General features: G+C 71.3%; 10 protein-coding genes. 5 read left to right on the top strand and 5 right to left on the bottom strand.

Annotation, left to right across the window (positions count from 1 at the left end; genetic code table 11):
• Positions 1–80: 80 nt before the first annotated feature.
• The 5 genes from O7632_RS26480 to O7632_RS26460 form a co-directional block, all read right to left on the bottom strand.
• A complete protein-coding gene (locus O7632_RS26480) occupies positions 81–260 on the bottom strand; it encodes a DUF6104 family protein (protein ID WP_278118168.1) in 180 nt (59 codons plus the stop codon).
• Positions 261–273: 13 nt separating this feature from the next.
• Positions 274–4254, bottom strand: a complete 3981-nt coding sequence (locus O7632_RS26475) for a multifunctional oxoglutarate decarboxylase/oxoglutarate dehydrogenase thiamine pyrophosphate-binding subunit/dihydrolipoyllysine-residue succinyltransferase subunit (protein ID WP_278118166.1) — start codon at positions 4252–4254, stop codon at positions 274–276.
• 237 nt (positions 4255–4491) lie between these two features.
• Positions 4492–5319 carry an ABC transporter permease subunit gene (locus O7632_RS26470; protein ID WP_278118164.1) on the bottom strand — a complete coding sequence of 276 codons (828 nt, stop codon included), beginning with the start codon at positions 5317–5319 and terminating at the stop codon, positions 4492–4494.
• Complete coding sequence (locus O7632_RS26465) at positions 5316–6227, bottom strand: ABC transporter ATP-binding protein (protein WP_278118162.1); 912 nt, start codon at positions 6225–6227, stop codon at positions 5316–5318. Before O7632_RS26465 ends, O7632_RS26470 begins: the two co-directional genes overlap by 4 nt.
• Positions 6228–6294: 67 nt before the next feature.
• Positions 6295–7026 carry a hypothetical protein gene (locus tag O7632_RS26460; RefSeq protein WP_278118160.1) on the bottom strand — a complete coding sequence of 244 codons (732 nt, stop codon included), beginning with the start codon at positions 7024–7026 and terminating at the stop codon, positions 6295–6297.
• A 103-nt stretch (positions 7027–7129) separates the two neighbouring features.
• On the opposite strand from O7632_RS26460, the gene O7632_RS26455 reads away from it, so the two are divergent.
• From O7632_RS26455 to O7632_RS26435, 5 genes are all read left to right on the top strand, one after another.
• The gene (locus tag O7632_RS26455) at positions 7130–7903 is read left to right on the top strand and encodes a GNAT family N-acyltransferase (RefSeq protein ID WP_278118158.1); all 774 of its coding nucleotides are present in this window, start codon (positions 7130–7132) and stop codon (positions 7901–7903) included.
• On the top strand, positions 7900–8976 hold the full coding sequence (locus O7632_RS26450) for a lysophospholipid acyltransferase family protein (protein ID WP_278118156.1): 1077 nt from the start codon (positions 7900–7902) through the stop codon (positions 8974–8976). The genes O7632_RS26455 and O7632_RS26450 overlap by 4 nt, the downstream gene beginning before the upstream one ends.
• A gap of 116 nt (positions 8977–9092) precedes the next feature.
• Positions 9093–9794: a response regulator transcription factor gene (locus tag O7632_RS26445; protein WP_278118154.1), complete on the top strand. Its 702-nt coding sequence runs from the start codon at positions 9093–9095 to the stop codon at positions 9792–9794.
• A gap of 14 nt (positions 9795–9808) precedes the next feature.
• Complete coding sequence (locus tag O7632_RS26440) at positions 9809–11371, top strand: HAMP domain-containing sensor histidine kinase (protein ID WP_278120417.1); 1563 nt, start codon at positions 9809–9811, stop codon at positions 11369–11371.
• A gap of 62 nt (positions 11372–11433) precedes the next feature.
• Complete coding sequence (locus O7632_RS26435; protein ID WP_278118152.1) at positions 11434–13185, top strand: trypsin-like peptidase domain-containing protein; 1752 nt, start codon at positions 11434–11436, stop codon at positions 13183–13185.
• Positions 13186–13247: the final 62 nt, after the last annotated feature.

Below are 13247 nucleotides of genomic sequence, written 5' to 3'. Positions count from 1 at the left end.
GTGCCGGTCTGGTGACCTTGGTCCCGGCCCGGGGCGACCAGCGGCAGGCGCCGTGGTTCTTCCTAGCGCCGTGGTTCTTCCTACTCGTCGTCTTCGTCGTCGAGGCGGGCCAACCAGGTCGCGAAGCGCTCGACCGGGGTCTCGAACTCCGGGTGCAGGTCGACGAAGTCACGCAGCCGCTCGGCCAGCCAGACGATCGAGACCTCTTCCTCGCCGCGTCGGTCGGCGAGCTCTTCGATGCCCCGGTCGGTGAAGTACATGTCCCGCTCCCGATCAGCGGCGCGGCAACGCCGCGTCGATCAACGTGGCCTGCTCGACGTCGTGCAGCCGGGTGGAGCCGACCGCTGGCGCGGCGGCCGAGGGCCGCGAGATTCGCCGCAGCGGTACGCCGTCGAGGTGCTCCAGCAGGTTGAGCGCGACGAACGACCACGCGCCCTGGTTGGCCGGCTCCTCCTGGACCCAGGCGAAGTCCTCCGCCTGTGGGTACGCCGCCAGCGCGGCCCGGATCTGGTCGACCGGCAGCGGATAGAGCTGCTCCATGCGGATGATGGCGGTGTCGGTGTCGACCTGGCCGTTGCCGCCGGTCACCGCGTGCCGCTCGGTCCGGGCCTGCACCAGGTCGTAGTAGATCTTGCCGGAGCAGAGCAGCACCCGCTTGATCGATTCGGGCCGGGCGGCGGCCACCGGGTCGGTCAGCACCGGCTGGAAGGTCCCGGTGGTGAATTCCTCCACGCTGGACACACAGAGCTTGTGTCGCAGCAGCGACTTCGGCGTGAACACGACCAACGGCTTGCGTTTGGGCGACAGGGCCTGACGCCGCAGCAGGTGGAAGTAGCTGGCCGGGGTGGTGGGGATGGCGATGCGCATGTTGTCCTCGGCGCACAGCTGCAGGTAGCGCTCGGGCCGCCCGGAGGTGTGGTCCGGGCCCTGCCCTTCGTGGCCGTGCGGCAGCAGCAGGGTCAGCGCGGAACGCTGCCCCCACTTGACCTCGCCGGAGGAGACGAACTCGTCGACGATCGACTGCGCGCCGTTGACGAAGTCGCCGAACTGCGCCTCCCAGAGCACCAGCGCTTCCGGGTTCTCCACCGAGTAGCCGTACTCGAAGCCCATCGCGGCGTACTCGCTGAGCAGCGAGTCGTGCACGAAGAACCGCGCGTCGTCGCTGATCAGGTTGGACAGCGGGAGGTAGTCCCGGCCGGTGTGGGCGTCGACCACCGAGGCGTGCCGTTGCACGAACGTGCCACGCCGGGAGTCCTGGCCGGCGAGCCGGACGGTCACCCCGTCGGCGAGCAGGGTGCCGAAGGCGATGATCTCGCCGAAGCCCCAGTCGATGTCGCCGGAGACGGCCATCTTGGCCCGCCGTTCCAGCAGCTGCTGGATGCGGCGGTGCGGGGTGAAGCCCTCGGGGAGGTTGACGTGGGCCTCACCGACCGCCGCGACGGCGGCGGCGGTGACGGCGGTGGCCACCTCCGGCTCCGGTTCGGGCTGTCGGCTGGGCAGCCGACTGGTGGCCGACGCCGCCGCGTCACGGGTGGCCTTGAAGACCTGCTCCAGCTGGGCCTGATAGTCGCGAAGCAGTTCCTCGGCGTCGCTGACGGTGATGTCGCCCCGGCCGATGAGCTCCTCGGTGTAGAGCTTGCGCACGCTGCGCTTGGAGTCGATGATCGCGTACATCAGCGGGTTGGTCATCGACGGGTCGTCGCCCTCGTTGTGGCCCCGCCGGCGGTAGCAGACCAGGTCGATCACGACGTCCTTGTTGAACGCCTGGCGGTATTCGAAGGCCAGCCGGGCCACCCGGACCACGGCCTCCGGGTCGTCGCCGTTGACGTGGAAGATCGGTGCCTGGATCATCCGGGCGACGTCGGTCGAGTAGAGCGAGGACCGGCTGTGCTCGGGTGCGGTGGTGAAGCCGACCTGGTTGTTGACGACCACGTGCACCGACCCGCCGGTACGGTAGCCGCGCAGCTGCGACAGGTTGAGCGTCTCGGCCACCACGCCCTGACCGGCGAAGGCGGCGTCACCGTGCACCAGCAGTGGCAGCACGGTGTAGCCCTCCAGTTTGAGGTCGATCCGGTCCTGCTTGGCCCGGACGATGCCCTCGAGCACCGGGTCGACCGCCTCCAGGTGCGACGGGTTGGCGGTCACCGAGACGGTGATGCCGTGCTCGCCGTCCGGGGTGGTGAACTTGCCGACCTGACCGAGGTGGTACTTGACGTCGCCGGAGCCCTGGGTCGACTTGGGATCCAGATGCCCTTCGAACTCCGAGAAGATCTTCTCGTACGGCTTGCCGACGATGTTCGCCAACACGTTGAGCCGACCCCGGTGGGCCATCCCGATGACGACCTCGTCGAGGTTGGCCCGGGCCGATGACTGCAGGACCTCGTCGAGCAGCGGGATCAGCGACTCGCCGCCTTCGAGCGAGAACCGCTTCTGCCCGACGTACTTGGTCTGCAGGAACGTCTCGAACGCCTCGGCGGCGTTGAGCCGGTTGAGGATGTGTTTCTGTTCGTCGGCCGAGGGCTTCTCGTAGCCGCGCTCGACCCGTTCCTGGATCCAGCGCCGTTCCTCGGGATCCTGGATGTGCATGTATTCGACGCCGACCCGGCGGCAGTACGAGTCCCGCAGCACCCCGAGGATGCTGCGCAGCTTCATCCGCTGTTGTCCGGCGAAGCCGTCGACCGGGAAGGTGCGGTCCAGGTCCCACAGGGTCAGGCCGTGCTGCAGTACGTCGAGGTCCGGGTGCTTGCGGATCTTGAATTCGAGCGGGTCGGTGTCGGCCATCAGGTGCCCGCGCACCCGGTAGGCGTGGATGAGTTCGTTGACCCGGGCGGTCTTGTTGATCTGCCCTTCGGAGCTGACCGCGACGTCGCGCATCCACCGCACCGGCTCGTACGGGATCCGCAGCGCGGTGAAGATCTGGTCGTAGAAGCCGTGCTCGCCGAGGATCAGCTCGTGCATCACCTTGAGGAACTCGCCGGACTGCGCACCCTGGATGATCCGGTGGTCGTAGGTGCTGGTCAGCGTGATGATCTTGCTGACGGCGAGGTCGGCGAGGGTGGCTTCGGACATCCCGGCGTACGGGGCCGGGTATTCCATCGCGCCGACGCCGATGATGGTGCCCTGCCCGACCATCAGCCGGGGCTGGGAGTGCACCGTCCCGATCCCGCCCGGGTTGGTCAGCGAGATGGTCGTCCCGCCGTAGTCCTCCATGGTGAGTTCGTTGCGCCGGGCCCGACGGACCACGTCCTCGTAGGCCTGCCAGAACTGCCGGAAGTCCATCTGCTCGCAGGCCTTGATCGACGGAACGACCAGGGTACGCGAGCCGTCCGGCTTGGCCAGGTCGATCGCTATGCCGAGGTTGACGTGCTCCGGCTGCACCACCGTGGGCTTGCCGTCGACCTCGGCGAACGAGTTGTTCATCTCCGGGCGCTCGGCCAGCGCGCGGACCATGGCGTACCCGATCAGATGGGTGAAGCTGACCTTGCCCCCGCGACCCCGGGCCAGGTGGTTGTTGATCACGATGCGGTTGTCTACCAGCAGCTTCGCCGGAACGGCGCGCACACTGGTCGCGGTCGGCACCGCCAGCGACGCGTCCATGTTCTGCACGATCCGGGCGGCGACGCCCCGCAACGTGACCTGCCGGGTGCCCCCGGCGTCAACACCGGTCGAGGTGCCGCCGGTCTTGGCCGGCGTGGTCTTCGCGCCCGCCCGGTCGGCCGTCTTCGCCGTGGCCTTGGTGGCCGGTGCCGGGGCGGTCGCCGCTGCCTTCGCGGTGCTCTTGGTCGCCGGCTCGGTGCTCTTGCCGGCGGCTGGCGCCGTGGGGCCGGCGGCCGACTTCGTCACCGCCGCTGTCCCGGCCGTGGCCTTCTTGCCCGGGGTGCTCTCCGCGGCCGAACCGCCCGCCGTGGCGCGGGTCGGGGTGCTGCGGGTCACACTCCCGCCGGCCGGGGTGGCGTCGGCCGCGCCGGCCGCCGCCGGCTGCTGTGCCGAGGTCGGTGCGGCCGGCGCGTCGGTCCCGGCGCGCGTCGCGCCGGACGCGCCCGCTTCCGCGGTCGCCTCGGTCGGCGTCACCGAGGCGGTCGCCTCGGGCGCGGTGGCGGCCTGTTCGGGCCGGTAGTCGGCGAAGAAGTCGTGCCAGGCCGGGTCGACGCTTCCGGGATCGGCGAGGTACTTCTGGTACATCTCATCGACGATCCACTCGTTCGGGCCGAAACCCGCCAGCGGGTTGTCCTGCGAAGTCTGCTGGGTCGACACGGCCGGTAATCGCCTCTTTCACGCGGTGGGTTGTCACGCGGGTACGCCCGCCAGGATCGGGGCACTGGTGGAAGACGGCTTCCAGGCTACGCCGTGCACCGATGGCCGGCATTGTCGCACGCGCCCCGTGTCACTTTTCACAACGCCGATCCCAGTGGCCCCACCCACACCGGCCCACCCGTCCGGCCCTGTCCGACGCATGCCGCGCCCGCGTCGGTCTGCCGGACGGGGACCCGGTCAGGAGATGTCGCGCCGTCGGGTGATCACCGTACCGACGAACCCGGTCAACAGCGCGTAGCCGATCAGGATCAGCGCGCCGGTCCACCGGGGCGGGCTGTCCGGCAGATCGGTGCCGGCGACCATCAACTGGGACGCGATCGAGGGCACCAACCACTGCAGATCGCTGACCCAGTCACCGAACCGGGACGCCAGTGTGGCCAGGATGATCGCCGTGCCGAGGTAGCCGCCCAGGTAGAGCAGGATCGCCGAGACGGTGGCCCCGAGCTGACTGCGGATCAGCACCCCGAAGCCGACCCCGAAGATCGCCCACAGCAGGTAGGCCAGGCCGTTGAGCCCGACCGCCTCCCAGACCACGGCCGAGCCGAACTGCGTACCGATGTCGAACGTGGCCAGCACCAGCGCGCCGGCGATCAGGTTGAGCACCGTGGTGATCAGCCAGAAGACGAAGCCGAGCAGCGACGCGGCGGCCAGCTTCGCCAGCACCACCTCGGTGCGTCGCGGGCTGGTCAGGAAGGTCGTGGTCGCGGTCTGGTGGAAGTACTCGTTGGTCACCACGATCACGCCGAGCAGCATCACGACCAGCAGCCCGAAGAACTGGCCGTTGGTGTAGAGGTTGGCTGCCAGTGCCGGCGCCTCACTGACCACGCTGAGCACCTCGTCGTTCTCCGGCGTCGTCGGGCCGAACCGCCCCGGGTCGGACAGCACACTGGTCTGCACGTAGTTGACCAGCAGGGTGACCGCCCACAACGGCAGGTAGATCAGGCCGAAGACCCACCAGGTGCTGGTGGTGGTGATCTTGAGTAGCTCGCTGCGTACCAGGTTCATCGGATGGCCGCCTTCGCGCTGGTCAGATCGAGGAACACCCGTTCCAGGTCGGGGCGCTCGGTGCTGAGTTCGTGCAGTTCGACGCCCTGCGCCAGGGCGGTGCGCCCTACCGTGGGGGCGTCCACTCCGGACACCAGGAGCGCGCCGTCGGGTGCGGGTCGCACCGTGGCACCCGCCTCGGTCAGCGCCGGCGTCAACCGCTCCGCCTGCGGCGTGCGGACCCGTACGGTCGGGGTGCCCGACATCGAATCCATCACCTCGGCCACCGGGCCGTGCCGGACCAGCCTGCCGGCGGCGATGATCACCACGTCGTCGGCGAGCAACTGCATCTCGCCCAGCAGGTGACTGGAGACCAGCACGGTACGGCCCTGTCCGGCGAAGGACTTGAGCAGGTCCCGCATCCAGCGGATGCCCTCCGGGTCCAGGCCGTTGGCCGGTTCGTCCAGGATCAGCACCTTCGGGTCGCCGAGCATCGCCGCCGCGATCCCCAGCCGCTGACGCATACCGAGCGAGTAGCCCTTGAACTTGCGCTTCGCGGCCGGCGTCAACCCGACCAGGCTGAGCGTCTCCTCGGCGCGGCGCAGTGGCAACCCGGCGGCGGCGCAGATCACCCGCAGATGGTGGATCCCGGTCCGGCCCTTGTGCGCGCTGGACGCCTCCAGGACGGCACCGACGTGCCGCAGCGGATCGGCCAGGTCGACGTACCGTTGACCGCCGATGGTGGCGCCGCCGCTGGTCGGCGTGACGAGATTGAGCATCATCCGTAGCGTGGTGGTCTTGCCGGCCCCGTTCGGTCCGAGAAATCCGGTCACCCGCCCCGGCTCCACGGTGAAGGACAGGTCGTCGACCGCCCGCACGTTGCGGTATTGCTTGGTCAGCCCGGAGACGACGATGCGTCCATCCGACATGTGGCTCCTTCCGTCATGACGCTTGTGCGCGCGCCGCCGAACAGCGTCACGGTAACTGGCCGTGAGGTCAAACCGGCTCGCCTTGGGTCGGCGGGGGCACCGCGATCCAGGTCGCCTCGGCGGCTCCGAGCAGCTCGTCCGCTGGACCGTAGAGGGCGGTGCGGACCTCGGCCTTGCGCCCGCTGGTCGCGATCAGAGACCCGACAACTACGTACGGTTGTCCTGGGGTCGGCAGCGCGGCCACAGTCGCGGTGATCCGCCCCAGCACGTACGGCCGGCCGACTGCGAGCACCGTCCAGCCGCCGGGGCAGTCCAACGCCGCCCACACGGTCGCCACGGTCGGGTCGTCCGGCATCACGAACGACGCGGCGCTGCGCCCGTCGGCCACCGGGCCGGGAAAGATCCGCAGGCCGTCCGCGCGCCGTGGGCCGCAGACGTAGCAGCCGGGAAACGGGTGGTCGACGAAGCCGGGGTACGCCGTACCGGCCGACTCGGCCTCGGCGACGCTCACCGGCGCCACCGGTGCCGAGCCGCCCGGCCCGGTCGCCTCGACCTCGGCGATCAGCTCCCCTACCGGGTCCGACCCCGCTGGCGCGTGGACCCGCAGCGCCTCGCCGTCGACGGGAACGAGGGACAGCTCCACGTCCAGCGGCGGCGGCCGCCGCAGGGTCACCCGTACCGGCCGGTCGGCGACCACCTCGGTCGCCGCGGCACCGAGCAGAGCCTGAGCGAACAGGCCGGCCGCGTAGCCGCCGTTGGCGGAGCCGGGCGGCCCGTTGAACCGGGCGGGGATGATCACCGGACCATCCTCGCAGCCGGCCGCCACCGCCGTTCACCCGATCGACATCGGTGCCATCCGTGGCCGACACGTCGCCGGTTCCGACGCCCCTTACACACAATCCATGGCCGTGTTACTGACCGCTGCCGCACCGAGCCGGACCAGCGGATACACCGTGTCGCTCGCCGAGGACGCCGATCAGGTCGCCGCCGCGCAACGGCTGCGGCACCAGGTGTTCGCCGGAGAGCTCGGCGCCCGCCTGACCGGCGGTGACCCGAACCGTGACGTCGACGAGTTCGACGACCACTGCGACCACCTGATCGTGCGCCACGAGCTCAGCGGCGCGGTGGTCGGCACCTACCGGCTGCTGCCACCGGCCCGGGTCGCCCGACTGGGCCGGCGCTACGCCGACGCCGAGTTCGACACCCGTCCGCTGCGGCTGCTCGACGAGCATCTGGTGGAGGCCGGCCGGTCCTGCGTGCACCCGGACCACCGGACCGGCGCGGTGATCAACCTGATCTGGACCGGCATCGCCCGCTACCTGCGTCAGCGCGGCCTGCGCTGGCTCGGCGGCTGCGCGTCGGTACCACTGCACGACGGCGGCGCGACCGCGCTGGCGGTCTGGCAGCAGGTCCGCACCGACCACCTGGCCCCACCGTTGTTGCGGCTGCGGCCCCGCCGCCCGTGGCTCGCCGAGCTCGACTCCGCGACCGTCGCCGCGCCCGCAGGTCGGACGGCGATGCCGCCGCTGCTGCGCGGCTACTTGCGCTTGGGCGGCTGGGTCTGCGGCGAACCGGCCTACGACCCCGAGTTCGCGACGGCCGACTTCTACGTCCTGCTGTCGCTGGACCGGATGGATCCCCGCTACCTGCGACACTTCCTGGAGACGTCCCGATGACCACTGCGACCGTCCGGCTCGGCGCCCTCGGCCGGACCAACGGAACCAACGGCACCGGCCGGACCAGCCCGACCGGCCGGACCGACGGGACCGGCCGGACCAGCGTGGCCGGCGTACCGGGTACCCTGTGGCGGCCCCGGTCCGGCTGCGACACCGATTGCCTGCCACTACCCGACGCCCTGCCCCGGGCCGGCCGGCTGCGTCGCGCGGCCCGGCTGACCGGGGCGCTGATCCTGCTCCTGGCCGGCGCCGGTCTGCTGGTGCTGCTTCCGCTGCTCGCCCGTCGGCTGCGCCCGGTCGTCGGCGGCTGGTGGGCACGCCGGCTGTTGCACGCGCTCGGCGTACGGCTGGTCCGCGCCGGCCGCCCGTTGGACCGACCGGCGTTGCTCACCGCCAACCACGTCTCCTGGCTGGACACGCTGGCGATCCTGGCGGTCGCGCCCGCCCGGATGCTGGCCAAGCACGAGGTCGGCCGCTGGCCGTTGATCGGGGCGTTGGCCCGTGCCGGTGGAACGATGTTCATCGACCGGGACCGGCCGAGGGCGCTGCCGCGGACGGTCGCCGACGTCGCCGACGCGCTGCGCGCCGGTGACCTGGTCGCCGTCTTCCCCCAGGGCACGACGACCTGCGGTACGGCGGGCCAGGTGCCGCTGGGCGGCCGGTGCCGCTCGGGTGCGCCGCGCCCGGCACCGTTCCGGCCGGCGATGTTCCAGGCGGCCGTGGACGCCGGGGCCCCGGTGGTGCCCCTCACCCTGACCTACCACTTCCAGGTCGGTCGCCCGGCCGAGCGCGGCGTCGCCGGTGCCAGACCGACCGGTGCCACGCCGACAGATGTCACGCCGACCGGCGCGGCGGCGTTCATCGGCGAGGAGGCGCTGTGGCCGTCCGCGCGTCGGATCATCGGCCTGCGTGACCTGGTGGTACGGGTGGACTGCGGGGCACCGCTGTCGCCGGCACCACGATCGCCGTCCCGGGTGCCGTACCGCCGAGCCCTGGCCCGGCTGGCGGATCCGGCCCGCCTGGCGGATCCGGCGTCGGAGCCGGTACGGGCGGCGCTCGACCTGGCCCGCTGAGGCCGGAGGCCTGACCTGGCGCTGGCCCGCCACGGACACGTCGCACCGAGTCCGCTTTCAGCTTATTGTCAGCCGACCTACAGGCGCGGCCCAGCCCGACCGGGGAAGATGCGCTCATGGCCGCACCGCAGACCGAGGCGAAGCTACTCGTCGTCGAGGACGATCCCAACATCCTCGAACTCCTGTCCGCCAGTCTGCGTTTCGCCGGATTCGACGTCACGACCGCCACCAGCGGCAGCGCGGCCCTGAGCGCCGCCCGCGATCGGCGGCCCGACTTGGTGGTCCTCGACGTCATGTTGCCGGACCTGGACGGCTTCGAGGTGATCCGGCTGATGCGGGAGGCGGGCACCCGTACCCCGGTGGTCTTCCTCACCGCCCGCGACGCCACCGACGACAAGATCCGCGGCCTGACCCTGGGCGGCGACGACTACGTCACCAAACCCTTCTCACTGGAGGAACTCACCGCCCGGATCCGGGCGGTGCTGCGGCGCACCAGCAGCGGCGACCCGGTCACCTCCCGGCTCACCTTCGCCGACCTGGAACTCGACGAGGAGACCCACGAGGTCTACCGGGCCGGCAACCGGGTGCAGCTGTCACCGACCGAGTTCAAGCTGCTGCGATACCTGATGCTCAACGCCAACCGGGTGCTGAGCAAGGCGCAGATCCTCGACCACGTGTGGAACTACGACTTCCGGGGCGACGACAACATCGTCGAGTCCTACATCTCCTATCTGCGGCGCAAGGTCGACACCACCCAGCCCCGCCTCATCCACACCCTCCGCGGGGTCGGGTACGTCCTGCGCAAACCGGCGGCGTGAACCGGCTGCCGCCGATGATGGGCTGGCTACGCGGCGTACCGCTGCGGGTCAAGCTCGTCGCGGCCGTGCTCACGATGGTGCTCACCGCGTTGCTGGTGATCAGCGTGAGCAGCGCGGTGTTCCTGCGTAGCTACCTGATCGACCAGATCGACTCCGACCTCGGTGTCTTCGTCGGTCAGGTGCAGGATCTGCCGACGCAGCAGCAGCTGCAGCAACAGCAGGTGCGGGTCACCGTCTCGCTGCCCACCGACTATCTGGTCATCCTCACCGACGATCAGGGCGCGGTGAAGACCCCGCTGTACGACGCGGAACGGCTACCAAGTAGCGACCTGCCCCGGTGGCCGACGGACCGGGAGGGATTCGTCGCACTGCAGGGCGGGCCGTTCACCGTGCACGCCCGTGACGGCGTGCCCCGCTGGCGGATGCTCTACGCGGCGTTGCCCAACGGTCAGATGATCGCCGTCGGGCAGAGCCTGGCCGATGTGGACCGGGCGGTCAGCCGGCTGGTCTGGATCGACATCATGGTCGGCTGCGGAGTCCTGGTGCTGCTCGCGCTGGCTGGCGCGGCGATCGTCCGGACCAACCTGAAACCGCTGGTGGAGATCGAACAGACAGCATCGGCGATCGCCGCCGGCGATCTCAGCCGCCGGGTCCCGGACCCGGAACCCGGGGCACATGTGCCGCAGACCGAACTCGGCCGGCTGTCCCGGACCCTCAACGCGATGCTCAGCCAGATCGAGGCGGCGTTCACCGCCCGGGCGACCTCGGAATGGGCGGCCCGGCGCGCCGAGATCGCCGCCCGCGAAGCCGCGGTCGCCGCGCAGTACTCCGAGGCCCGGGCCCGCCGCTCGGAGGAACGAATGCGGCAGTTCGTCGCCGACGCCTCGCACGAACTGCGGACGCCGCTGACCACCATCCGGGGCTTCGCCGAACTCTACCGTCAGGGCGCGGTCGCGGCCTCTCCCCAGGAAGCGTCCCGGCTGGTCCGCCGAATCGAGGACGAGGCCGCCCGGATGGGTCTGCTGGTGGAGGATCTGCTGCTGCTGGCCCGACTGGACCGGGAGCGCCCGCTCGACCTGGGCCCGGTGGAGTTGCCGGTGCTGGCCGGCGACGCGGTGCAGGCCGCGCGGGCGGTCGACCCGCAGCGGCGGATCGAGCTGGACATCGCCCCGGGAGCCGGAACGCTGGTCGTGCTCGGCGACGACGCCCGGCTGCGGCAGGTGATCGGCAACCTGATGGCCAACGCCGTCAACCACACCCCACCGGAGGCGGTGGTGACCCTCCGGCTGCGGGCCGACCTGCCCGGCTTCGCGGTGATCGAGATCGTCGACGACGGACCGGGGCTCACCACCGAGCAGGCCGAACGGGTCTTCGAGCGGTTCTATCGGGCCGACGCCGCCCGGACCCGCAGCGCCGAGCGCCCGGCCGGGACCGGCCTCGGGTTGGCGATCGTCGCCGCCCTGGTCGCCGCCCATCAGGGCATGGTCGAGGTAGAGAGCAGCCCCGGCGAGGGGGCGACGTTCCGGGTCCGCCTACCGCTCGCCGCCGCCGGACTGATCGACGGCGACGAATCATGATTTTCAGCGAAACCTCAGCGGGGAACCAGGCGGATCAAAGAGCCGGAGGGCAAGCTGAGGTCATGAGCGAGCACGAGTCCACACCGCAGGCGGAGCCGGCGGGCACTGCTCAACCGTCGGCGAGCCCATGGCAGTCGCCGCCGTCATCGTCCGCGCCGGGCCCGAGCCAGAGCCAAAGCCCGGCGCGTGAGCCGCAGGGCCAGCGCCCGATGGGCGTACCGCAGGACCGGCCGGCCGCGACCGCCGCGCGCGGCACCACGGACTGGACACCGACCAACCAGCCGTACGCCGGCCCACCGGCCCCGCCAGGGGCGGACGCCGCCGGGCCTGGGCGCGCCGGCGGGTCCCGGCCTGAGGCCGCCGGGCCGGCTGAGTCGAGGCCACAGCCGGCAGCGCCACCATCACCGGGCGCGCCGAGCGCCGGAATTCCCGCCTCGGGCGCGCCGACCGCTGGGCCGACCAATGGGCCGACCACCGGGGTGCCCGCGTCGGCGCACCAGGCAGCCGGTGCGCCGTCGTCCGGTCCGTACGCACCTGCCCGCCCGGCTGCCGGCCAGTACACGCCGGGCCAGGCACAGGTCCCGTACGGCGGCCAGTGGAGTACGAGCCAGGGCTACCCCGGCCAGCCGTACGCCGGACATGGCTACCCCGGCCAGAGCTACCCCGGACGCGGCTACGGCCAGCCCGGCGTCACCTGGGCTCCACCGCCGGGCGCGGCGGCCGAAGCCGCCGGCCAACGCCGGGGCGGCCGGGTCGCCCGTACGGTGATCGGTGGCGCCGTGGTGCTCGCGTTGATGCTCGGCTCCGGGGCCGTCGGCGGAGCGGTCGTCGCCGTGTTCGACGACGGTGCCACGCCGGCCGTACAGACCAGCGGCGGCAGCGGCAGCGCCGCGCCGGTGGTCGACCGGTCGTCGCTCGCCGGGATCGCCGAGGCCGTGCAGGACAGCGTGGTGTCGATCTCCACCGGTTCGAGTGAGGGATCCGGCGTCGTGCTCAACACCGACGGCTTCATCCTCACCAACAACCACGTGATCGAGTCGGCACAGGGCGGCGCGGTCAGTGTCGTCTTCGCCGACGGCAGCACCGCCCAGGGCTCGGTGATCGGCACCGACGCGCGTACCGACCTGGCCGTGGTCAAGGTGGAAGGGGTCGACGGACTGTCCCCGGCCACCTTCGGCGACAGCAGCGCGATGCTCGTCGGCGACACCGTGCTCGCCCTGGGCAGCCCGCTCGGGCTGCAGGGTTCGGTGACGGCCGGGATCATCAGCGCCCAGAACCGCACCATCCAGGTCGGCGGCAGTCAGCAGCAGAACCCGTTCGGTGGCGGTGGCGGCCAGGTGACCTCGATGTCCGGGCTGCTGCAGACCGACGCCCCGATCAACCCGGGCAACTCCGGTGGCGCGCTGGTCAACACCAACGGTGAGGTGATCGGCATCAACACCGCCATCGCCACCTCGGGCCAGGGTGAGGGCAACATCGGGGTCGGCTTCGCCATCCCCAGCAACCGGGCCAAGGAAGTCGCCGAGACGCTGATGGCCGGTGAGGAGGTCGTCCATCCGTACCTCGGGGTGAACGTGACCGGCGGCGAGGACGGTGGCGCGGTCATCGGGGCGGTCGAGCCCGACAGCCCGGCGGACCAGGCTGGTCTGACCCGTGGTGACGTGGTCACCCGGGTCGGTGACACCGCGATCACCGACGCCGACGATCTGGTCGCCGCCGTCCAGGCCGGCACGGTCGGTGAGGAAGTGGAGATCACCTACCTGCGCGACGACCAGGAACGGACGACCACCGCCACGCTCGCCGAAGCCCCGTAGCGCGAGCGCCGTCGACGGCGCACACGCCAGACAGCCTTCCTCCCCTCACAGAGAGCGGCGGG

Origin of the sequence: Solwaraspora sp. WMMD406 (assembly GCF_029626025.1) — a bacterium.
In the GTDB taxonomy this organism is placed as follows: domain Bacteria; phylum Actinomycetota; class Actinomycetes; order Mycobacteriales; family Micromonosporaceae; genus Micromonospora_E.
The sequence above is the reverse complement of the archived record's forward strand: the minus strand, read 5'-3'. Positions and strand labels throughout refer to the sequence as shown.

Bases quoted from the DNA above. Each gene is read 5' to 3' on its own strand.
- O7632_RS26470 (WP_278118164.1), bottom strand. From the start codon at position 5,319: ATGAACCTGGTACGCAGCGAGCTACTCAAGATCACCACCACCAGCACC.
- O7632_RS26465 (WP_278118162.1), bottom strand. From the start codon at position 6,227: ATGTCGGATGGACGCATCGTCGTCTCCGGGCTGACCAAGCAATACCGC.
- O7632_RS26440 (WP_278120417.1), top strand. From the start codon at position 9,809: ATGATGGGCTGGCTACGCGGCGTACCGCTGCGGGTCAAGCTCGTCGCG.
- O7632_RS26450 (WP_278118156.1), top strand. From the start codon at position 7,900: ATGACCACTGCGACCGTCCGGCTCGGCGCCCTCGGCCGGACCAACGGA.
- O7632_RS26435 (WP_278118152.1), top strand. From the start codon at position 11,434: ATGAGCGAGCACGAGTCCACACCGCAGGCGGAGCCGGCGGGCACTGCT.
- O7632_RS26445 (WP_278118154.1), top strand. From the start codon at position 9,093: ATGGCCGCACCGCAGACCGAGGCGAAGCTACTCGTCGTCGAGGACGAT.
- O7632_RS26455 (WP_278118158.1), top strand. From the start codon at position 7,130: ATGGCCGTGTTACTGACCGCTGCCGCACCGAGCCGGACCAGCGGATAC.
- O7632_RS26480 (WP_278118168.1), bottom strand. From the start codon at position 260: ATGTACTTCACCGACCGGGGCATCGAAGAGCTCGCCGACCGACGCGGC.